The 22811-nt window shown below is 48.6% G+C and carries 17 protein-coding genes; 7 read left to right on the top strand and 10 right to left on the bottom strand.

Features of this window, described 5'->3' with window-relative positions:
• Nucleotides 1–74: 74 nt before the first annotated feature.
• The 4 genes from OK023_RS09685 to OK023_RS09670 form a co-directional block, all read right to left on the bottom strand.
• Complete coding sequence (locus OK023_RS09685; protein WP_317692527.1) at nucleotides 75–1664, bottom strand: cyclic di-GMP phosphodiesterase; 1590 nt, start codon at nucleotides 1662–1664, stop codon at nucleotides 75–77.
• Nucleotides 1665–2042: 378 nt separating this feature from the next.
• Nucleotides 2043–2618, bottom strand: coding sequence for a bifunctional murein DD-endopeptidase/murein LD-carboxypeptidase (mepS, locus tag OK023_RS09680; protein ID WP_317692526.1), 576 nt, complete (start codon nucleotides 2616–2618; stop codon nucleotides 2043–2045).
• Between the two features lie 395 nt (nucleotides 2619–3013).
• Nucleotides 3014–3988 carry a GTP-binding protein gene (locus OK023_RS09675; protein WP_317692525.1) on the bottom strand — a complete coding sequence of 325 codons (975 nt, stop codon included), beginning with the start codon at nucleotides 3986–3988 and terminating at the stop codon, nucleotides 3014–3016.
• Nucleotides 3989–4654: 666 nt separating this feature from the next.
• Nucleotides 4655–6136 carry a fructuronate reductase gene (locus tag OK023_RS09670; protein ID WP_317692524.1) on the bottom strand — a complete coding sequence of 494 codons (1482 nt, stop codon included), beginning with the start codon at nucleotides 6134–6136 and terminating at the stop codon, nucleotides 4655–4657.
• A 350-nt stretch (nucleotides 6137–6486) separates the two neighbouring features.
• Between OK023_RS09670 and uxuA the strand changes: the two genes are divergently transcribed.
• Nucleotides 6487–7677, top strand: coding sequence for a mannonate dehydratase (uxuA, locus tag OK023_RS09665; protein ID WP_317692523.1), 1191 nt, complete (start codon nucleotides 6487–6489; stop codon nucleotides 7675–7677).
• Between the two features lie 98 nt (nucleotides 7678–7775).
• Here the strand turns inward: uxuA and yeiP are convergent, their stop codons facing one another.
• Both yeiP and mtr read right to left on the bottom strand, forming a co-directional pair.
• Nucleotides 7776–8348, bottom strand: coding sequence for an elongation factor P-like protein YeiP (gene yeiP / locus OK023_RS09660; RefSeq protein WP_317692522.1), 573 nt, complete (start codon nucleotides 8346–8348; stop codon nucleotides 7776–7778).
• 179 nt (nucleotides 8349–8527) lie between these two features.
• Nucleotides 8528–9772, bottom strand: coding sequence for a tryptophan permease (mtr, locus tag OK023_RS09655; protein ID WP_317692521.1), 1245 nt, complete (start codon nucleotides 9770–9772; stop codon nucleotides 8528–8530).
• Nucleotides 9773–10101: 329 nt separating this feature from the next.
• On the opposite strand from mtr, the gene OK023_RS09650 reads away from it, so the two are divergent.
• Nucleotides 10102–10356: a YkgJ family cysteine cluster protein gene (locus OK023_RS09650; RefSeq protein ID WP_317692519.1), complete on the top strand. Its 255-nt coding sequence runs from the start codon at nucleotides 10102–10104 to the stop codon at nucleotides 10354–10356.
• An 8-nt stretch (nucleotides 10357–10364) separates the two neighbouring features.
• On the opposite strand, the gene OK023_RS09645 is transcribed toward OK023_RS09650, so the two are convergent.
• A complete protein-coding gene (locus tag OK023_RS09645) occupies nucleotides 10365–11543 on the bottom strand; it encodes a sugar efflux transporter (protein WP_317692518.1) in 1179 nt (392 codons plus the stop codon).
• A gap of 447 nt (nucleotides 11544–11990) precedes the next feature.
• On the opposite strand from OK023_RS09645, the gene fruB reads away from it, so the two are divergent.
• The 3 genes from fruB to fruA are packed head-to-tail and all read left to right on the top strand — an operon-like array spanning nucleotide 11991 to nucleotide 15751.
• The gene (fruB, locus tag OK023_RS09640) at nucleotides 11991–13124 is read left to right on the top strand and encodes a fused PTS fructose transporter subunit IIA/HPr protein (RefSeq protein WP_317692517.1); all 1134 of its coding nucleotides are present in this window, start codon (nucleotides 11991–11993) and stop codon (nucleotides 13122–13124) included.
• Nucleotides 13121–14059, top strand: a complete 939-nt coding sequence (fruK, locus tag OK023_RS09635; protein ID WP_317692516.1) for a 1-phosphofructokinase — start codon at nucleotides 13121–13123, stop codon at nucleotides 14057–14059. Before fruB ends, fruK begins: the two co-directional genes overlap by 4 nt.
• A gap of 15 nt (nucleotides 14060–14074) precedes the next feature.
• A complete protein-coding gene (gene fruA, locus OK023_RS09630) occupies nucleotides 14075–15751 on the top strand; it encodes a PTS fructose transporter subunit IIBC (RefSeq protein WP_317692515.1) in 1677 nt (558 codons plus the stop codon).
• Nucleotides 15752–15806: 55 nt separating this feature from the next.
• Here fruA and nfo read toward each other — a convergent pair whose 3' ends face one another.
• Both nfo and OK023_RS09620 read right to left on the bottom strand, forming a co-directional pair.
• Nucleotides 15807–16646 carry a deoxyribonuclease IV gene (gene nfo, locus OK023_RS09625; RefSeq protein ID WP_317692514.1) on the bottom strand — a complete coding sequence of 280 codons (840 nt, stop codon included), beginning with the start codon at nucleotides 16644–16646 and terminating at the stop codon, nucleotides 15807–15809.
• A 106-nt stretch (nucleotides 16647–16752) separates the two neighbouring features.
• Entirely contained in the window at nucleotides 16753–17832 is a 1080-nt protein-coding gene (locus OK023_RS09620; RefSeq protein WP_317692513.1) for a YeiH family protein, read from the bottom strand.
• Between the two features lie 362 nt (nucleotides 17833–18194).
• Between OK023_RS09620 and yieE the strand changes: the two genes are divergently transcribed.
• Nucleotides 18195–19067 carry a DNA-binding transcriptional regulator YeiE gene (gene yieE / locus OK023_RS09615; RefSeq protein ID WP_317692512.1) on the top strand — a complete coding sequence of 291 codons (873 nt, stop codon included), beginning with the start codon at nucleotides 18195–18197 and terminating at the stop codon, nucleotides 19065–19067.
• Nucleotides 19068–19205: 138 nt separating this feature from the next.
• Nucleotides 19206–20684 (top strand): amino acid permease, encoded by a 1479-nt coding sequence (locus OK023_RS09610; RefSeq protein ID WP_317692511.1) that lies wholly within the window; start codon nucleotides 19206–19208, stop codon nucleotides 20682–20684.
• A 66-nt stretch (nucleotides 20685–20750) separates the two neighbouring features.
• Here the strand turns inward: OK023_RS09610 and OK023_RS09605 are convergent, their stop codons facing one another.
• Nucleotides 20751–22736, bottom strand: a complete 1986-nt coding sequence (locus OK023_RS09605) for a ligand-gated channel protein (RefSeq protein ID WP_317697427.1) — start codon at nucleotides 22734–22736, stop codon at nucleotides 20751–20753.
• Between the last annotated feature and the right edge of the window lie 75 nt (nucleotides 22737–22811).

Below are 22811 nucleotides of genomic sequence, written 5' to 3'. Positions count from 1 at the left end.
GGTACTGACTAGTTATTAATCCGATCAATAGCATAGCATTCCAAACGGGTTTTCAAGATAAAGAAGTTTAAATATCATGCTTTAAACGGCTCAAGGTGTTCAAAAACGCAATTTTTTTGGCAAAATGCGACTAATGCCTCAATGCCGAGTGGCTTACTCAGATAATAGCCTTGCATAAAGTTAACTCCTTGTTGTTGCAAAAATTTAACCTGTTCAACCGTTTCTACCCCTTCAGCGATGGTCTGCATCTTCAGCCTTTTTGCCAGCGAAATTATCGCGTTAAGCACTGGCGCAGTTATCGTCTCTTGGCTAATGGAGTTGACAAATCCCTGGTCTATCTTCAGGTAATCCAGATTAAACCGTTGCAGATAGACTAATGCGCTGTGACCGGTACCGAAATCATCTACAGCGATTTGAATGCCTTGCTGATGTAGCCAGCCAAACTCCTTAACCGCATTCTTTTCTTCCACCATACCACGCTCAGTGATTTCAAAGACTAAAACGAAATGGTTTTGTGGTAACCGTGTCAGTAAATCATTGACATCGTCATGAAATGAACGTGCTTTGAGATGAGAAGGTGCAAGATTGATATTCAGCTTGGTACCTCGTGGCAACACTTGCACCAATAGTGTGAGTTCTGCCACCACCATGTTAAACAGGTGACGTGTCAATGGCACGATCAACCCTTCACTTTCCGCGAAGGGGATAAATAGGTCCGGTGGTATGCGCCCTTCGGTCGGATGTTGCCAGCGGATTAATGCCTCGATACCGGAAATTGACTTATCCACAGCATGAAATACGGGCTGATACTCTACAAAGAACTCATTACGTTTGATCCCTCTCATCAGAGCGCGTTCAGGGCTTTGGCGTAACATCAGGATTGAGTAAAACAGCATACCTATCATCAGGGATAACACTAAGCTGGCCAACAAAGTTAAACGTATATCGTCTGCGGTCAAGTTCCGGTGATAGAACATGATTTTTACTGGGTAGTTCGGGATTGCCAGTTGGCTGGCATGGCTTTGGGGTAACTTACCAAATGGGATCAGGTTTGTACTGAAAGTTGTTACTACCTGTTTGCCCATTATGATAGCCATTCCCGAGGTATCGCTACTATGTGATGTTAGCAATAGGTAAGGCGTCAGGCTAAGATCCAACGTTGCCAGTACACCGGTATTACTCTGACCCTGTTGACGCAACCACACGGCTACCACAGGCTTTTCTGGTACTATTGGCGTACCCTGCTGTAGTTTCATATCCAGCTGTTTGTACCAGTCAATCTCAGGATAAAGATGGTTAACCTCTAGCCTCATCTTGCCGGTCGCCGAGGAGCAGTGAGCTATGCCATCGTTGACCAGAATAAAGGTACGAACACCGCTGGTGAAAGCAGCACGGTATGCCAGATCGGGGAAGGTCGTTTCACAAGACTTGTCGGCAAGCGGCATTATCTGCAGCATGACGCTTTTTAGATTATCGAGGTAGTTAACAGTAAACTCTTGTGTGCGTCTTTCGACCTCAAGTTGATGTTGGGTACGTTGATGGTAAATCAGAAACAATGAAACAGCGGTGGAGATGGCAAAGAAAGCTAGCGCTGTGAGACTACTTTTAGTCAGGTTACGCCGTCTGTATGAGGCATGGTGTGCAAATGCTTTCTTTAGGCCCATAGCTTCCCCTCCTGATCAGGGCATAAAACCGCACTGACAGAAAAATGCCCTTCACCACATGCGAATAACGTAACCATGCGTAAATTGCACCAGCCCTGCGGATCGCGTTGGTACAACGAGTAATTAAGACACAGTCTAGACTATCGAACTGACACGGGTAATACTCAGGAACGATTGGTTTTGCACTAAGGCTATAACCTTAAAATTAATCTGATTGCAGGGCGAGTGGTTGCAATCTATTCCTTCGTTACTCTCCAAGAGCTGAAACGGAAATGCATGCAGTACCACGTTAAGCTCAAATGAAAAAACGCTGCACAACGGCAGCGTTTCTTATCTCTATCTGTTTGGTACTCAGGACGACATTAAGATTTTGCGCTGTTAGCTACTGCCGAGTAGGCGGCGACCTTCGTGGTAACGCTTATTCCAGTAGTTATCCGTCATGTTAGAAATTGTTACACCATTACTGGTGGACGCATGAACGAACTTGTTGTTACCCAAATATATGCCGACATGACGGCCAGTAGAGCCAGCACGAAACGATACCAAATCACCAGGGCGAAGTTTGGCTCGTGGGATTTTCTTGCCCATGTCTTCTTGCTCGTAACTTGAACGGGGCAAATCCATACCAAACTGTTCGCGGAAGGTTCTCTGCACAAACCCAGAGCAGTCAATACCACGCTTGGTATCACCGCCTAAACGATAACGTACGCCTTTCCAACTTGCATACTGGCTCATAATCTTTGACTTGACGTCAACGCTATTCACCATGGCTTCGAATTCATCCTGAGAGGCTTGCAGTAAAAGACCGTTATTGTCATTAACTGCATGCATATCAGTTTGTGAGTTATCTAACTTCGAAGTATTCGTAGAGCTACAAGCTGAGAGCATAACCGTTACTGCTATTGCAGGGAGCACCCGCAAAAAATATCTCAGAAAAGGTTGAGACTTGACCATTATAATTAATTTCCTTTGAAGTCCTTAACGACCAAGGTCGCTATCTAAAAAATACCAAACAGATCTGATTTGCACAGGCAGGAAGGACAATCAGTTATCGTTGATAATGCCTTGGAACACACAAATTCCAAGCATTGGTTACTGAAACAACCTTAAACCAAGCACAAACGCAACGAAGACTACCGGAATGTAAGAAAGATTGCGAGTTTTTTCGACATTGGTTATGCAATTTTTTGATGTAACATAATGTAAACGCTGATTTAAAGAATGATGTTTTCTCGTTATGTTAAGTTTGCGCTAATCGTTACACATAAGGCAACTATAACCTGAACTAGGTTGTTGCCTCTCCGATAAATAGTTTCTGGTTCAGAATAACTGAAAAAAGGTCAAGTCCTTCAGCTTAAGCGGATCTTGAACAGTGATGATTGCAGTGAATTCCAATTCGCCTCACCGCTATGTATCAGCTCAATACGGCTATCTAGCGGTGCTGTAGGGCGTGTTTCAATATTGAGGTCTTGCCCTTGTCGGTTAATCAATAAACTGCCTTCTGCTATGCGCACAACGGCTTTTGCGCGATCAACGGGCGCTAATCTGATCCACTCCATCATGCCAACGGTGTCAAATAGTGTATTGCTATCAAAAATCCAACCACAGCTGATAAATCCTTGACCTTGGTTCAATGCCCGGCGCCAGCGCGAGTTTTCTGGCAAACGTAATGCTGCCAATCCTTGAGTCTTGCTCTGAGTATGATGATGCAGGGCGTCAGGTAATTCCGTGTGGTTTGTACGTGGTAAATCCAACAGCCCGCTCTCCATACGCCCATGTTCTATCCTGTAAAGTGGCCGCCCATACCCGTTTTGTGTCTGCCATTCTTCCAAGGCTTGAACATCGTGTGACTGCCAAGTATCCATTTTGCTGGCGATGATAATATCTGCTGCGGCAAGTTGATCGCGGAAATTTTCATTTTCGCGATATCGGGGTTCATTGAGTTGGCGGGCATCAAGCAGGCAGATCGTCGCTAAAAGTTCGATCCATCCGCTGTAGGTTTCCTGTGACAAAAGCGTAAGGATCTGTTTTGGATGACCTAAACCTGTTGGTTCGATCAACAACCTGTCGGGTTTTTCCTGCTGCAATAACATATTCAAACCCACCTGCATTGGCAGGCCGTTAACACAGCACATACAGCCACCAGGAATTTCTTTAAGTACTGCACCGCTATCTGCCAACAACGCACCGTCAATCCCAATCTCACCAAATTCGTTGACTAAGACAGCCCAACGCTCGTTTTGTGGTTTATTGGCCAATAGGTGCCGGATAGTTGTTGTTTTGCCACTACCAAGAAAACCGGTGATCAGGTTAGTTCTAGTCATTCAAATATACTCTCTATGTATGATTTAATTCTTGAAAGATATTAAATATTTTTCAGTCAGGGCAGTGAGTTATTTGTTGTGTCGATGGCATAAATCGCACATTGAGGATCGGAAATATTTCAACTCTTCTTTTTCTCATGAAATCTAAATAATTCTCAATTAAAACTGATAGCTAAAGAAAAGATGACTCTCTATTCGCTTGTTTTTAAAAATTTTATTCCCTAACCCACCACAAAAAAAAACCTCTCACATGAAGTTAATTCCTAAAAAATCTTCTATGTTTAAATTGGCTGAACATAAAGTGAGGTTGCCATGAATAGCTTACGGTTATTTTTGATCGCAGGAGCGTTGTTTTCATGGACGGCAGCAAGTCAAGCAGGCACCACAAGTGGGACAATTACCTTTGTCGGTGGGATTGTTGAAAGCCCTTGTGTGGTAAGTGTTGTCAACTCAACCGCGAATACAGAGTGTTATCGCAATGGGAAAAACCATACCGCGTCCCAGCCCATAGCAAGTTATAATTCAAATAGTAAAGAACTCCCACAGAACGTTGGGACCACTGAAATAAAGTGGTTAGACCAGCAAAAAAAGACCGGGATAATGACAGTTGCGTATAGATAAATTACTCGACCATGCCGAGTGAGGCTCGGCATGGTCAGTTGGTTGTCAACCCATTTGCGTCACAACCCACGCTTTAACCGTTTGACGAGCGCCATGATCGCGCAACGACAGGTAGGCGCGCGTGACCGCAGCCACAAATGCCTTATCTGTTGGTAACTGTTCGCCAAAAATACTTTTTACTGCCAGTAGCGCAATGACACGTTGTTCATCGTCTCGTGAATTACTAACCGCATCTCGTAACACTGCCAGCATAGGATCGCGAATATCAATCTGTTGCCCATTATCATCAACACCACTGACATAGCGCATCCAGCCTGCAATTCCCAGAGCTAAGCCTGCATAGCATCCACCGTGTTGCAGATGCCAGCGGAGATAGTCTAGCATACGCTGTGGTAATTTCTGAGAGCCATCCATAGCGATTTGCCAAGTACGGTGTTGCAATGCTGGATTGCTGAATCGCTCAATAAGCTGTTCGGCGTAGGCGGCCAAATCGATATTTTTCACCTGTAGCGTTGGCGCTTGTTCGTGCAGCATCAGGTAAAACGCGGCACGTCGGTAATCTTCGTCTGCCATGCACTCATTAATGTAGCGGTAACCGCCCAGATATCCCAGATAGGCTAAGAATGAGTGGCTCCCATTGAGCATACGTAATTTCATCAATTCGAATGGCAAGACATCATCCACCAGTTGCACACCGGCAACCTCCCAGTCTGGACGTCCTGCAATGAAGTTATCTTCCACCACCCACTGAATAAATGGTTCGCAAGCGATAGCACATTCATCATGAACACCGCCCAAAGCGGCGGAGATCTCATCCAATATTTCCGGTGTTGCTGCTGGAACAATGCGATCGACCATTGTGCAGGGAAAGGTGACACTTTCGGCGATCCATTGAGCCAGTTCTTTGTCTCGCGCTTTAGCTAGCCCAATGACGGCGTTACGTACCACATGACCATTCTCAGGAATATTGTCGCAGGAGAGCACACTGAAGGCGGGGAGATTACGCTGGCGGCGCCGGTATAGTGCTTCAACCAAGATACCCGGCACGGTAGCCGGTTGAGTCGGGTTGGCCAGATCGGCTCTGATGGTTTCATGGTTCAGGTCTAACTGACCCGTACCTGGCTCAATGCAATAACCTTTTTCCGTAATCGTCATTGAAACGATCGCCACCTGCGGTTCGGCAAGTTTTTCCAGTACAGCGTCGATGCCTTCAAGCTTGCGGTGCACGCTTTCACAGACTGCACCTACCACGATAGCTTGATTACCTGCAGCCCCTTTTTCCAACACGGTATAGAGGTGATCTTGCGCGCGTAGTGTCTGGAAGAGTTTATCGTTACCGAACAGACTGATCTCACAAATACCCCAATCACCTCCTTTACGGTTGAGCACACGGTCAGTAAGCAGTGCCTGGTGTGCTCGGTGGAAAGCACCAAATCCCAAATGGACAAGGCGGCTGCGAAGGCTGTGGCGCTCGTACTGTGGCTGCTGCGTGCCTATGGGCAGCGGTGAATTGGCGATGGTCTTCATCAATGGCTCCATGGTAAGAGAAAAGACCGATCTGTAGCTTGCGGAAAGTTATCAGACCAGTTAAACGCGTGCAGATTTTGTTTGATGCACTGATTCCAGATTGTGTTATCTACCGCCAGGCAAATAGCCTTAAGGAGGGTGAAAAACGGTCGTTTCAAAATAAGCCTAAAGCGTGCGTTTGATCAACCTGTTATCGTTTTTGTTTTGACAGCATTCAGCTTAATAGTAAGGTTAAATGTGAATGATATCTATCTCAATGTGGTATAACAAGATTGGTTGAATTTTGCGATCTATCTCACTATTGGTACATTATCTCTGATGAGTGAGCGACTTTATACAAGGATAAATTAATGGAACAAACATGGCGTTGGTATGGGCCGAATGATCCGGTTTCACTGGATGACGTGCGTCAGGCAGGGGCGACTGGCGTAGTAACCGCATTGCACCATATTCCCAATGGGGATGTATGGCCGATTGAAGAGATCAAGGCTCGGCAGAAGTTGCTAGCTGAGAAAGGGCTGGTGTGGTCAGTGGTTGAGAGTATTCCTGTGCATGAGGAAATAAAAACCCAAAGTGGGCATTGCCAACGTTATATCGCCAACTACCAGCAGTCGATACGCAATCTGGCAGCTTGTGGTATTGATACGGTGTGTTACAACTTTATGCCAATCCTCGATTGGACGCGTACCGATCTAGAATATCAATTGCCGGATGGTTCGAAAGCATTGCGCTTTGATCAGATTGCTTTTGCTGCGTTTGATCTTCACATTCTGCAACGCGTAAATGCAGAGAAAGATTACACGGAAGATGAACAGGCGCAGGCCAAAGTCTATTTTAACGCGATGAGTGCGGCGGATATTGCCAAGTTGACCGGCAACATTATTGCAGGTTTACCAGGCGCAGAAGAGGGTTATACTCTCGACCAATTCCGTGCTCGTCTTGCAGAGTATGACCATATTGATAAAGCGCGATTGCGTGAAAATATGGCCGTTTTCCTTCGCGCTATCGTACCCGTTGCCGAAGAAGTTGGTGTGCGGCTGGCCGTCCATCCTGACGATCCTCCTCGTCCCATTCTCGGGTTGCCGCGTATTGTTTCTACCATTGAAGATATGCAGTGGCTGAAGGAAACGGTCGACAGCATTCATAATGGCTTTACCATGTGCACGGGTTCCTATGGCGTCCGTGCAGATAACGATCTGGTCAAGATGATTGAAACCTTTGGTGACCGTATTCACTTTACCCACTTGCGGGCGACCTGTCGTGAACAGAACCCGAAGACCTTCCATGAAGGTGCGCATTTGCAAGGTGATGTGGATATGGTAGCGGTGATCGAAGCCATTCTGACCGAGGAACAACGCCGCAAAAAAGCGGGCGATAAACGCGCGATCCCGATGCGGCCTGATCATGGTCATCAGATGCTGGACGATCTGAAGAAAAAAACTAACCCGGGGTATTCAGCTATCGGGCGTCTGAAAGGGCTGGCGGAGATCCGCGGTGTAGAGTTGGCGTTGAAAAAGCGTTTTTTCCCGGAACTTATTTAGGCCGTATCTCTTAAATTGTGTGTAAGAGCAGTCGGTGCTTATAAGAACGTTGTATAGATTGTTGAAAGGGGGGTAATAACAGCCCCCTCTGTAGATAATTAGTCAGCACGACCCATATAGCGGCGTTCTGCAATGTGAATGCGGATTTTGTCGCCAGCGCTCAGGTATTCCGGCACCAGAATAGTCAGGCCAGTGGCCATAGTGGCCGGCTTGTTACGTGCACTGGCAGAAGCACCCTTGATACCTGGGGCTGTATCCACAATTTCCATATCGACAGTTTGTGGTAATTCCAGTGCCAATACCTGGCCTTCCAGCGTCAGTACCTGCATACCCGGTAAGCCACCTTCTGGGATAAACAACAATTCATCCTCGATTTGCTCTTTCTTGAAGATATACGGCGTATAGTCTTCATCATCCATAAAGACGTATTCTTCACCGTCGATATAGGAAAAGTTCACTTTGCGCCGCGATAGCGTGATGGTATCCAGGATGTCATCGCCTTTGAAACGCTCTTCGACCTTCAATCCGGTACGCACATCGGAGAAACGCATTTTATACAGTGTGCTGGCACCACGTGCGCTCGGGCTTTGCACATCAATATCTTTCACCAGCAGTAGTTTGCCATTGTAGTTGATTGCCATACCGCGCTTGATTTCGTTAGCTCTTGCCATTCGAATTACCTGCCGATAAAAATTTTAGAAGTTGCGACAAGTTACTCGTGCCGTGCTTTTCAGGCAAGAGCAACGGGAAAAAAGAGTACCGAAAAGCGAGGTTGTGTCCCTTAAGGGTAATTTGCTCTACGGGTAAGGGACACTGTTTAGGTAAGGACTACCAAGATCGCTCTGGGATTTTACTGAAATACCGGCAGCAGATTTAATAGCGTAAGAATGTGTGCGACGGCGTTGATCAGTCCGAATAACATGATGAACAGGATCATACCGTTGCCGCCAGGCGCTTGATATTTAGCTTGGGGAAAACGCTGACGACTTGCGCGAGCCATCATCGCTGGAACGATCACCGCCCAGATGGTGGCGGCAAGACCGGCAAAACCAATGGCGTAAAGAAAACCATTTGGGAACACCATCGCTGCCAACGTGGGGGGTAAAAAAGTCACTAGCGCCGATTTGGTGCGGCCCGCAGTGTTATCGCTGAATTTGAAAAAATCGGCAAGATAATCGAACAACCCCAGAGAAACGCCCAAAAATGAGCTGGCCAGTGCCATGTAAGAGAAGGCATCTAGCAACTTGCCAGCAGTATAACTGCTGGAGGCATTGCCCATCTGTTTCAGCAGGCTACCGATGTTCCCCCCATCGGCAATAACCTGTTTAAAAGCATCGCGTGCAATGTTTCCCTGAATCACATACTGCCACAGGATATAAATTCCTAAAGCCAACAGAGTGCCATAGAGAAGGCTGCGTACCACGGCACTGCTGTCTTTGTGATAATACTTCACTAATCCGGGTACATTGCCATGGTAACCGAAAGATGCCAGCAAGTAAGGCAGTGCAGCTAAGGCATAGGGCAGATAATAGGGATCGCTTTCGTCCTGGTTGAATAAAATAGCGGGTTGCACATGGGTAAACATATTGCCAACCGACATCACAAAAGTAATCACCATGCCGCCAATCAGAATGGTACTCAAACGATCAACTGCGCGAGTGGATAACCAGACAATAAAGGCAACCAGGATGGCGAATACCAAGCCGGATATAGTCTGACTGCCGCTGACAATGTTTCCTAAGCTATGAGCAATAATTGAACCACCAGCGGAGATATAAGCATAAGTCAGAATGTACAAAACGAAGGTAATGGATAGGCCGTTCAGCGTATTCCAGCCTTTCCCGAGCAAGTCTTTTACCATGGTATTAAAGCTGGCACCGGCGGGGTAATTAAGCGTGGCTTCCAGAATCATCAGGCCAGAGATCAGCATACAGACCCAAGTATAAACCAGCAGCGCAATAGAACCGCTGAACCATACGCCAGACGTCGCAATCGGGATAGAGAACATTCCGGCACCAACGGCAGTACCGGCAATAATCATAGCACCACCGAGTACGGAAGGGCGGGACAGTTTCTGAAGGGTGTCCGTAGACATTATTACTCCTGATGGGGTTTAGCAGTCTTTGACTTATTGTACTAGCTTAATGGTACATTTTGCAGTGCATGCATGTAAAGACGATATTTTTGTATTCTGCGGTATTTTATCGTTCGCTGGTGGCGGGAATGGGCAATTGAAGGGCGTAGCCTAAAATTAAATCAGCATTTTTGAACAGGATAAGTGCTTTTTCCGCAGCATTGGCTGAGCAACGGGCAGATTAAAAAATAGATGAAAAAATACCCAGATAATGGATTCCCCTAGCGGCAATCTTGGCGGACTGCTATTGTCCAGCATCTATTATTGCCTGCCCACCAGGAGAAGCGCTGATGGACTGCCGTCCCGATTGTGGTGCCTGCTGTATAGCACCCTCCATTTCCAGCCCGATCCCCGGTATGCCAGATGGTAAACCGGCCAATACCCGTTGTATTCATCTGGATCAGCAGTTGCGCTGTGGGTTGTTTCATTCCCCTCTGCGGCCTAGAGTGTGTGCAAGTCTGCAGGCTAGCCGTGAGATGTGTCACGAACACCGTGACCAGGCGTTGATCTATTTGGCAAAACTGGAAGCTGATACCGCCCCCTAGCACACTTTTTAGGCATTCTTGAGCCGCCACAGGCAAACTACAGCGCCTACGACCATGGCCAGTGCAGAGTAAAATACCGCATGGTAGCTCCACAATTCGGCTATGGGGCCAGCTATCGAACCGGCAATAATCCAGCCAACGCGAGTTGTGTTGGCAAAAAGCGTGGTTGCTGCCCCAGCCTGACCAGGCATCAGATCCTGGAAATAAAGCATACCAATACCAGCCAGTACACCGATAAATAGTGCATTAAGCAATTGTAGGGCGATCAGTTGCCAACTACCGTTGATAAACAGTAGCCCAGCGTAAAACAATACTCCGGCAATTACCGCGCAGCGCATCAGGAAGCGTTTGCCAAAGCGCTTGGCAACCATGCCGGCGAGCAACATCGTCGGGATCTCCAACCCGGCGGCGGTACCCATCAGGATGCCAGCCAGTTTTTCTGGTAGGTTTAGTTCTCGCACTACGTAGAGCGGCATGTTGATTAAGTAAATGCCATTGGCTGTCCACATTAATGTGCAGGCGATGAACAGCAATAAGGCGTCACGGCGGTTTCGACGTGGTGCTTCAAGCAGTTCCTCTTTGGTTACCTGTTTTTTGGGCATGGAAGGCAACATTTTCCACACCAACGCTCCGCATAAAATAAAAGTGGCGGCTGCGGCTAAATACATCACCTCGAATCCAAAACCCAGTGCCAGTGCAAAGGCGAACGGTGGGCCAATTACCCAAGCAAGCGATATCTGGGCACGCAGCAGAGAACTGAACATCACCGCTTCCCGTCCTGTGCGTTCAGCATGTTCGCGTGCCAGCGCAAACATCTGCGGATTGGCGGTGGAGCCAAAGCTGCTTAACACGACACCGACAAAAAGCAGTAGAAAGTAGTTTCTATTCCAGGCAAAGAGTACACAAGATGCCGCACCTAGCATACAGCATAGAAAAATCAGCGATTTACGGTCGCCTTTTTTATCCGAACGGCGGGCAAGAAACTGGCTGACGAAAATGCCGATCACAGCGCTGCCGGTAAAAAATAACCCCACCATCGTGGGGCGAACGTTGACTTCTGTAGAGAGGAACAGGCTCAGGGTCGGCGTTTGCAAGGCACCGGCGATCCCCGTCAGAAAAGCCACAACGATAAATGCCAGTGAGGTGAGGTTAGGCAGGTGGCGCATCGCCGTAGTTGAAGTTCGCATAGTGGTGAGTAAACAGCCAAAGAGAAAAAAGTCACGGATACAATACGCTCGTTTAAAAAAAACAAAAACATGTTTCAATCAACGAAGTGCTAAAAAGAATCTATTGGTGACAATTAAGAGCAATAGTGATGCGTTACACCTATGTTTATCAAGCGGATACTTTGTATCCTTATGCCGTTTTCGATGACACTTATTTGCCGTAGGTAACGGCCTTCAGCAAAGTTTCAGCACGGTTTGTTATTTCTCCCTTATAGCGTAATCTTCAGGTGAAAATGTGCGTGAAGTCAAAAATTGTTTACGCCAAGATCTAGAAGACTTGCATTTAGTCATAGCTGCTCACACACTATTTGAAACGTTTCAGCTCTATTTCCCTCCCAGCCTCAGAAGAGATAATGCGCTTTTTTCTGAGTGAGCTGAAACGATTCAATTCAGCAGGAGAAGAGAATCATGTTCAAGTTTTCTCAGCAAGATATCCATTTGGGCGCTGCCGCCAGCGGTAAGCAGGATGCCATCAGACAGGTTGCTGCAGCGCTCACCGCCGTTGGGTGTGTTGACGCAGAGTATGTTGATGGCATGTTGCAGCGTGAGTTGCAAACATCTACCTATCTGGGCAATGGCATTGCGATCCCGCATGGAACTACCGATACCCGCCACTTGGTGTTGAATACCGGTGTACAGGTATTCCAATTCCCGCAGGGTATTGAGTGGGGGGAAGGCCAGACGGCCTACATTGTGATCGGCATTGCCGCCCGTTCCGACGAACACTTGGCTTTACTGCGCCAGTTGACGCATGTACTTAGCGATGAGCATGTGGCTCAGCAACTGGCTAAGACGAATTCAGCTGAGGAGCTACGGGGTCTGCTAATGGGTGAAAAACAGACGGCTGAATTTCAGTTTGATATCTCACTGATTGCTCTCGATGTTGCAGCAGATTCTCTTATGACGCTGCAAGCTTTGAATGCGGGCCGTTTGCAGAAAATCGGCGCAGTCAATGCTCAATTTGTCAGTGATGTGATCACGCGCAAACCGCTGAACCTGGGGCAGGGGATTTGGCTGAGTGATAGCACTGAAGGCAACCTCATCAGTGCAGCAACGGTCAGTCGACCAACACAGGCCTTTGACGAAAATGGTGAACGGGTAGCGTTTTTGCTGACCGTTGCTGTGGCAGACCAACAACCGCTGGGGGTGCTGAACTACCTGGGCGATCTGTTGATCAACCATAAAGCTGAACGCTTGCTTAACGCGGATGCAGCGGGTGTGCTGGCGCTTCTCTCCAGTGAAGTTGCTGAAGAGAGCACGGCCTTGAGTGCGGAATATGTGGTGCGCAATGAGCACGGCCTGCATGCGCGTCCAGGTACGGCATTGGTGAATGTGATCAAACAGTTTTCAAGTGAGATTACCGTCACCAATCTTGATGGTAGTGGTAAACCCGCTAATGGCCGTAGCTTGATGAAAGTGGTGGCATTGGGGGTGAAAAAAGGCCACCGCCTGCGTTTTACCGCGAGTGGTAGCGATGCAGAAACCGCGCTGCAAGCTATTGGTGAAGCGATAACCCAAGGTCTTGGTGAGGGGGCCGCATGAGCAGAAGAGTCGCAACTATTACCCTTAATCCTGCTTATGACCTGGTGGGTTTTTGCCCGGAGATCGAGCGGGGTGAAGTCAATCTGGTAAAAACCGCTGGATTACACGCGGCAGGTAAAGGGATCAACGTTGCCAAAGTACTCAAAGATCTGGGTATAGACGTCACCGTGGGGGGATTTCTGGGGAAAGACAACCAGGATGGTTTCCAACTCCTGTTCAGCGATCTGGGCATTGCCAATCGTTTTCAGGTCGTCCCTGGCAGGACGCGAATTAATGTAAAACTGACCGAAAAAGACGGAGAAGTTACCGATTTCAACTTTTCCGGTTTTGACGTTACGCCGCAGGATTGGGAACGTTTCGTCAGTGACTCTTTGAGCTGGCTGGGGCAGTTCGACATGGTAGCGGTCAGTGGTAGTTTACCTGCCGGTGTCCCTCCTGAAGCTTTTACTGAGTGGATGGTTCGCCTGCGTTCACAGTGCCCTTGCATCATTTTTGACAGTAGCCGTGAAGCTTTGGTCGCCGGTTTAAAAGCATCGCCATGGTTGGTTAAGCCGAATCGTCGCGAGTTGGAGATTTGGGCCGGCCGGCCATTACCGCTATTAGACGACGTTGTAGAAACCGCTCATGCACTGCGTGAGCAAGGTATTGCCCATGTGGTGATCTCTCTGGGAGCTGAAGGTGCGTTGTGGGTTAATGCTTCGGGCGCCTGGATAGCCAAACCGCCAGCCTGTGAAGTGGTGAGCACCGTAGGTGCCGGTGATTCTATGGTTGGTGGCCTGATTTATGGCCTGCTGATGCGTGAATCCAGTGAGCATACTTTGCGTTTAGCCACTGCCGTGGCGGCCCTGGCCGTTAGCCAGAGCAACGTTGGCGTCACCGATCGTCCGCAGTTGGCTGCGATGATGGCGCGTGTCGATCTGAAACCTTTTAACTGAATAATAGAAGGCATCATGAAAACATTGTTGATGATTGACAGTTCCCTCGGGCAGGCTCGTGGTCACCTGGCGAAACACATGCTTGAAGCTGCCGCCGCCAAACTGAGTTTATCGTTGGTTGAGTCGCTCAACGAAGCTGAGCTGGTCGTGGTCGCGGGACATTCCGTTCCTGCGGACTCGGCGCTGAATGGCAAACGCGTTTATAACGGTGATGTGGAACAGGCGGTGCGCGAACCAGAACTATTCCTGACCTTGGCTTTGGCTGAAGCCAAGCCTTATCAGGCACCAGCAGCTGCGGTAAAAGCTGCTAGTCCAAAGCGTATTGTGGCGGTGACGGCGTGTCCTACCGGCGTAGCGCATACCTTTATGGCAGCAGAAGCTATCGAGAGCGAAGCCAAGAAGCGTGGCTGGTGGGTGAAAGTCGAAACCCGAGGTTCTGTAGGGGCGGGAAATACGATCACCCCCGAAGAAGTGGCGGCCGCCGATCTGGTGATTGTGGCTGCTGATATTGAGGTAGATCTGGACAAGTTTGCTGGAAAGCCGATGTATCGTACTTCCACCGGTTTAGCGCTGAAGAAAACAGTGCAGGAGCTGGACAAAGCGCTAGCAGAAGCCGAAATTTTTCAACCGCAAAAAAGTGGTAGCGCTCAGGTTGGTAAGAAAAAAGAAGGCACTGGGCCTTATCGTCACCTATTGACCGGCGTGTCGTACATGCTGCCAATGGTGGTCGCGGGGGGATTGTGTATTGCGCTGTCATTCGTTTTCGGTATCAAAGCGTTTGAAGAGAAAGGAACGTTGGCTGCCGCTTTAATGCAGATCGGCGGTGGGTCCGCCTTCGCGTTGATGGTACCGGTGCTGGCGGGCTATATCGCATTCTCTATCGCAGATCGCCCTGGCCTAACACCGGGTTTGATCGGCGGTATGCTGGCGGTGAGTACTAATGCGGGTTTCCTGGGGGGGATTATTGCCGGTTTTCTGGCTGGCTATATCGCTAAGGCGATCAGCGGTAAATTACGACTGCCGCAGAGTATGGAAGCGCTGAAGCCGATTTTAATTATCCCATTGGTGGCAAGTCTGGTCACCGGTCTGTTGATGATTTATGTCGTTGGTACCCCTGTGGCAAAAATCATGGAAGGGCTGACTCACTGGTTGCAATCGTTAGGAACTGCCAATGCGGTACTTTTGGGTGCAATTCTTGGGGCAATGATGTGTACCGACATGGGGGGGCCGGTGAACAAAGCCGCTTATGCCTTTGGGGTTGCACTGTTAAGTTCTTCGGTTTACGCACCGATGGCTGCCATTATGGCCGCAGGTATGGTGCCGCCGTTGGCAATGGGGCTGGCAACGATTCTGGCACGGCGAAAGTTTGAGAAATCCGAGCAGGAAGGGGGAAAAGCGGCGCTGGTGCTTGGTCTGTGCTTTATCTCTGAAGGCGCGATCCCTTTTGCTGCCCGCGATCCGATGCGTGTTCTGCCGTGTTGTATCGCAGGTGGAGCATTGACCGGTGCGTTATCGATGGCTTTTGGCGCGAAACTAATGGCACCGCACGGCGGCCTGTTCGTTCTGCTGATCCCAGGGGCGATTTCTCCGGTATTACTGTATCTGCTGGCGATTGTCGCGGGTACGTTATTAGCGGGTGTTGGCTATGCGGTACTGAAACGTTCTGAAGTCTCGGCTGCGACAGTTGCTTAACGGCTAACAACAAAAACCGGCTTATCAGGCCGGTTTTTATTTTCAAAGTAGACTGTTATTGCTGAGCCTTTAACCAGGCGATTTCCTCTGCCCAAATATCCGGGTTCACCGTTTCTAGAATCAGAGGAATATCATCAAAACGCGCATCGCGCATAATATAGCTGAAGACGGTTTTCCCGATGTTGCCTTCCCCCAGGCTATGGTGACGGTCAACACGGCTATCAAAACCGCTCTTGGCATCGTTAAGGTGCATACCGCGCAGATAGTTAAACCCGACAACCTCGCTAAATTCTTTGAATGTCTGCTGGCAATTCTCTTCGGTACGTAAATCATAACCGGCAGCGAAAGCATGGCAGGTATCAATACATACACCGACACGGCTCTTGTCTTCCACGCCGGCGATGATTGTCGCCAGATGTTCAAATTTGAAGCCCAGATTGCTGCCTTGGCCTGCGGTATTTTCGATTACGGCGGTCACACCCTGGGTTTTATCCAACACGATGTTAATAGACTCGGCGATCCGTGCCAGACACTTGCCTTCATCGATCTGCTTCAGATGACTGCCCGGATGGAAGTTGAGCAGCGTTAGCCCCAATTGCTCGCAGCGCTGCATCTCGTCTAAAAATGCATCGCGAGATTTTTCTAGCGCTTCAATCTCTGGATGGCCGAGGTTAATCAAATAACTGTCGTGCGGCAGGATTTGTCCAGGACCGAAGCCATATTGCTCGCAGGCTATTCTAAACTTGTCAATCACGTCGCTGGTGAGTGGTGCCGCCTTCCATTGGCGCTGATTTTTAGTGAACAGGGCGAAGGCAGTCGCCTCTATTTCGTGTGCGCGGATAACGGCCTGATCCAGACCGCCTGAGGCGCTGACATGTGCACCGACAAACTTCATTTTCATTCTCCTGTGTTATCGCGCTCATTATGGCATTGATAGACGGAGGATTGAATGGCAAGCAAGAAGAAGCAGACCTATCGATGAAGATAGGTCTGCAAAGGGGTTACAGCAAATTCAGGACGACTTGATTAATCGCTGCGCCGCCGATGACGAGCCAGACAAACAGCAAGGTTGCCAACAGAATGGGTTTTACGCCGGCTTGGCGTACAGCACTGATATGGGTAGTCAAACCCAAGGCCGCCATTGCCATCGCCAGCATCCAGGTATCGATGGTGACAATATGCTGTACTAGCGCTTTCGGTATCAGATTGAATGAGTTCAATCCGGCTACGGCGATAAACAATACGGCAAACCAAGGAATAGTAATGGCCGATTTTTCGGTTTTGCATTTGTTCTCTGTACTGCTGCTGACGTAGCCGGATAACAGTAACAGGAACGGAGCGAGCATCATGACGCGGATCATTTTAGCGATTACTGCAGCATTTTCAGCGTCAGGGCCGATGGTATGACCGGCAGCGACAACCTGAGCCACCTCATGAATAGTCGAACCTGCATAGACACCGAAGGTTTGTTGAGTAAAGGGCATCCATTGGAAATGCGCATTCAGCTGATAGAGCCATGGATATGCAAAGATAGCCAGCGTACCGAATACCACCACGGTAGAGACGGCGACTGCGACCTTACTGGAATCGGCTTTCAGTACCGGTTCTGTTGCCATGATCGCTGCTGCACCACAGATGCTGCTGCCAGCACCAATCAGCATGGTAGTCAGGCTGTCGAGTCCAAACACTTTTTTTCCTAGCCAACAGGCCAATAAGAAGGTACTACTCAGGGTCAGGGCATCAATCAGGATGCCTGTCATACCGACGTCAGCAATCTGCTGGAAGGTCAAACGAAATCCATACAGAATAATACCCAGACGCAACAAACGTTGCTTGGCAAGCTGTACGCCAGAATGGCAAGTGGGTTGTAGTAATGGATAAAGAGTATTACTGACGACAATACCAAACAGGATCGCTAGCGTTAGGGCACCTAATCCCAACTCGGCAATCCATGGTATGTTCCCCGCCCAAACTGCTAATGCGGTCAATGCTCCGGTCAGCAATAAACCCGGTATCAATCGTGGTAATCCAAACAGTAGGAAACGTTGTTCGGGACAGCTCAACGGGGTCTCGATCGTCATTTATCAGTCCTCTTTTATCTTCTTGACGCCATGATAAAAGGGTGGGGTTTAAAAGAGAAATTGATTATATATTTATAACTAACCAGAATAACTGGTAAATTGTTATTTAGGATGTGCCTCAGGTTGAATGTGTCAAACGTGATAGCCTTAACGATGAAAGAATAAGTTGGATTACATCAGTTTGCGGATTTTTTAATATCAACGTGTTTATACGACGTCTAGCTCTAACTCACTCGATTTGTATGAGAGTGCTGCAACAGCCCTGAGTCACTGAGCGCAGCCAATATACGGACGGTTTTAAGGCGATAGGAATACCGTGATACTTGATGTCGGCTGGCCGTACTATCTAAATAGAGAACGTTATGCATATCACACTTCGCCAACTGGAAGTTTTTACTGAGGTTCTGAAAAGCGGTTCAACCACTCAGGCTTCGGTAGAATTGGCTTTATCACAATCTGCGGTCAGCGCGGCGCTGTCCGATCTGGAAGGACAACTGAAAGTGCAGTTGTTCGACAGAGTAGGTAAACGATTGGTGACCAATGAACATGGTCGCTTGTTATACCCTAAAGCCTTGGCATTGCTTGAACAGGCAGGAGAAATTGAACAGCTGTTCCTTGATGACAGCGGTGCATTGCGCATCGCCGCCAGCAGCACTATTGGCAACTACATGTTGCCGGAAATGATTGCTCACTACCGCAAAGATTTTCCCTCAACACCTTTGGAGCTTAACGTAGGTAACAGCCATGAGGTGATTGTCGCTGTTGCCGATTTCCGTGTTGATCTTGGGCTGATAGAAGGGCCGTGTCATATGCCGGAATTAGTGACGCAGTCATGGCTTGAGGATGAATTGGTTGTGTTTGCTGCTCCTGATAATCCGCTAATAGACAAGCCATTGTCCCTGGAGGCGTTGTCAAGTGCACCTTGGATCCTGCGTGAGCGTGGTTCTGGTACACGGGAAGTGCTTGATCATTTGTTATTGGCGCACTTGCCCAATTTTCATTTGGTCATGGAGTTGGGAAATTCTGAAGCGATTAAGCATGCGGTTCGTCACGGTATTGGTATCAGTTGTTTATCACGCCGTGTGATAGAGGAACAACTTGAGAGCGGTGTATTGGTGGAATTGAAAATACCCTTACCTCCCCTTAAGCGGACCCTATACCTTATCCAGCATCGGCAAAAGCACATTTCAAACGCATTGCAACGTTTTCTCAGCTACTGCATTGAGCCTGGGTAATATGAGGGATTAAGTACATTACCCACTAATAATTGTGGCTGGATTATGAAGCTATCTTATATCAGAGCGATGTCACTAGTGCACTCAACGGTATTTGCTACAATCCGGCCTCATTTTTTAAGAGCAGATAGGGTAAGAATGGCTCAGCAAGATATAAAAACAGTGGGGCAGCAAGCCCCCGGATTGCGGCGCGAGTTGAAAGCGCGCCACTTAACCATGATTGCCATCGGGGGTTCCATTGGTACCGGCTTGTTTGTTGCTTCGGGGGCTACGGTTTCCCAGGCAGGCCCTGGAGGGGCGCTCCTTTCTTATGCCTTGATCGGCTTGATGGTCTACTTCCTGATGACCAGCTTGGGTGAGTTGGCTGCGTTCATGCCCGTTTCCGGTTCGTTCTCTACCTATGGTGCCAAGTATGTTGAGGAGGGCTTTGGCTTTGCACTGGGGTGGAACTATTGGTACAACTGGGCGGTTACCATTGCGGTTGACCTGGTGGCATCGCAATTGGTGATGAACTATTGGTTCCCTGAAACGCCGGGCTGGATCTGGAGTGCGTTGTTCCTGGGCTTGATGTTTATGTTGAACTACATCTCGGTCAAGGGCTTTGGTGAGGCAGAATATTGGTTCTCACTGATCAAAGTGAGCACGGTCATTATCTTTATTGTACTTGGTGTACTGATGATTTTCGGTATCCTGAAAGGCGGGGAGAATGCTGGCTGGCAAAACTGGACTATCGATGATGCGCCCTTTGCCGGGGGATTTTCGGCAATGATAGGGGTGGCAATGATCGTTGGCTTTTCTTTCCAGGGGACCGAACTGATCGGTATTGCGGCAGGGGAGTCTGAAGATCCGGGCAAAAATATTCCCCGTGCGGTGCGTCAAGTCTTTTGGCGTATTTTGTTGTTCTATATTTTTGCCATTTTGATCATCAGCCTGATCATCCCTTACACCGATCCAAACCTGCTGCGCAATGACGTGAAAGATATCAGCGTTAGCCCGTTCACGCTGGTATTCCAACACGCTGGGCTGTTGTCTGCGGCGGCGGTGATGAACGCGGTGATCTTGACCGCGGTACTGTCTGCCGGAAACTCAGGCATGTACGCTTCTACTCGCATGTTGTTCACGCTGGCTTCAGAAGGTAAAGCTCCGCGCATTTTCGCCAAACTGTCGAAAGGCGGGGTACCGCGTAATGCGTTGTATGCTACCACCGTAGTTGCTGCGCTGTGCTTTCTCAGCTCCATGTTTGGTAATCAGTCTGTCTATCTATGGTTGTTGAATACCTCAGGTATGACGGGTTTTATCGCTTGGTTGGGGATCGCTATCAGCCATTACCGTTTCCGTCGTGGCTATGTGCTGAAAGGGCTTGATCTTAACGATCTGCCATACCGTTCTGGTTTCTTCCCGCTAGGGCCGATGTTTGCTTTCGTGCTGTGTTTGATTATCACATTGGGGCAAAACTACCAGGCATTCCTGGAAGACAAGATTGACTGGTATGGTGTGACAGCAACCTACATTGGCATTCCTCTGTTCCTGATTATCTGGTTTGGCTATAAGTTTACACGTGGTACCCGCGTGGTGAAGTACAGTGAAATGGAATTCCCGAAAATGGATATCAAGTAAGCTGCTACTTAGCGTCAACAATATAAAGGGCCGCAATTTTGCGGCCCTTATCTATGCGGCTAGCGATTAGAAATTGTAAGTCAAACCGACGGTGTAGCGGCGGCCATCCAACGTGGTGTTGAAATTCTCATAATCCACTGTCTTATCCAGAATGTTATAAACACCGCCGCTGACCTGCAGGTTTTTGTTTACCTTATAGCTCATGCCTGCGTCGACAAAGGTGTAGGACGGAGTACTGGTTGCCATTGAGGTACGGCTAAGGTATTCAGAAGTCTCGCTACGGAAGTTGACCCGTGACCATAGGCTGACATTTTGCGTTGCTTGCCAGTCCAGCACGGTGTTAATCATGTGCTTCGGCATTTGGTTCAGTGCCTTACCCTTGAACGGCCCACTTTTTTGTTCAGAGTCTGTCAGGGTATAGTTGGCCGTTAACGTCCAATCTTGAGTAATGTCCCATCCTGCGGTGGCTTCAATCCCACGCATATTGGCTTCATCCACGTTAACGCGATCGCTGATGAAATCATAATGGGTATTACCAATGGTACAGGCAGGGTCGTTCACGTTATTGCAACGACGTACTTCGGTGATTTTGTCTTTAAAATCGGTGTTAAACAGCGTGATACCCGCGTTCAGCCCCTGTTGATTATCCCATAAAAGCGCAATTTCCTGGCTCAGACTTTTTTCTGGTTTCAACTCCGGGTTGCCGACAATAATCCCCCGGCTTACTCCGCCTCCCGTTATTTGCCCCCAGTAAGCGGAGGATTGACGCAGATCCGGTGAACGATAACCTGCAGATAAGCCGCCTTTAAGTGTCCACCGCTCGGTCAGGTGCCATACACCGTAGACTCTTGGTGTCCAATGATTGCCGTAGTTCTCATCCTGGTCCATGCGCAGCCCGCCAGTCAGGCTAAAATCATTGGTTAAGGCCCATTCGTCCTCGGCAAACAGTGCCCAACTCCAGCGAGTTAGCTGGTTTAACCCGTCGGCAGCTTCAAGCTGATTACCGCCATCGGCAAGTTTTTCATAACGATACTGACCGCCAAGGTTAAGTAGGTGTGCACCAAGATCAAATTGCGTCTGAGTATTGAAGATGGTGTTGTACATCATCATATCTCGTCCTGGATTATTACTTTCTTCACGCTGAATGTAGCTGGTACTGTTACCGAAATCGTAATAACCGTTATGGGTAAGGGAGTAGTGGGTTCGGGTGTAAAGATTTTCGCTAGAGGTATTTGGCTTGCATATACCCCTATTGCATTGTTCCAGTCTGACGGATTTACCCGGATTACTGTTACGATCTTGCAGCGAACGACCAATTTCAAAGTCAAAGTCATTCTTCTCGTCCGGCGTCAGACGGAACACGGCAGTGCCACTGCGCATTTGTTGTTCGTTAAAACCGTTAACAATGTGATCTTCAACACGTTTTGAGAGCAGGCCATTAATCCTCAGGCCAAGTAATCCTTCAATTAACGCTCCAGAGGCAAAGGCGTTAGTCTGGAAAATATCCCCAGAATCACGATGTTCCTGGAAGGTGGTTTCACCTTGAAGAGAACCTGTCCAGCCTTTGGTCGTGGAGGTTTTGCGTGTGATGATGTTAATCACGCCGCCCATGGCATCAGAGCCATAGAGGGAGGACATGGGGCCACGTACAACTTCAATACGCTCAATCGCTTGTAGCGGAGGCAGCCAGCCTTGCTCGATGCCTGAGTTATCGCTGTTTGGGCGTGTACCTCGGGTATCCACGCGTTTGCCATCCACTAGGATAAGTGTGTACTTGGAGGACATGCCACGAATGCTGATATCGCTGCTGCTGGCACCGCCAGTAATGACAACGCCTGGTACGTCTTTCAGTGCATCGGTTACGTCGCGATAAGCTCTGGTTTCAAGCTGCTGACGTGGTATCACTGAAATCGATGCCGCTGAATCTTGAATTCTTTGCTGGAAACCGGAGGCGGTGACCACCATTGTATCTTGCTGAGCCGCAATCACGCCGCTGCTGGCAAGTGTAGCGAGGACGAGTGCCAACAACGTGTTGTAGTTTGTTTTTTCCATGATAGAAACATTCCTGGCCTGAGGTTAACAGAGACTCTGTTAGTTAATTGATTTAAAAGTAAATTATTTAACGCT

Origin of the sequence: Serratia sp. UGAL515B_01, assembly GCF_033095805.1 — a bacterium.
Classification (GTDB): domain Bacteria; phylum Pseudomonadota; class Gammaproteobacteria; order Enterobacterales; family Enterobacteriaceae; genus Chania.
The sequence above is the reverse complement of the archived record's forward strand: the minus strand, read 5'-3'. Positions and strand labels throughout refer to the sequence as shown.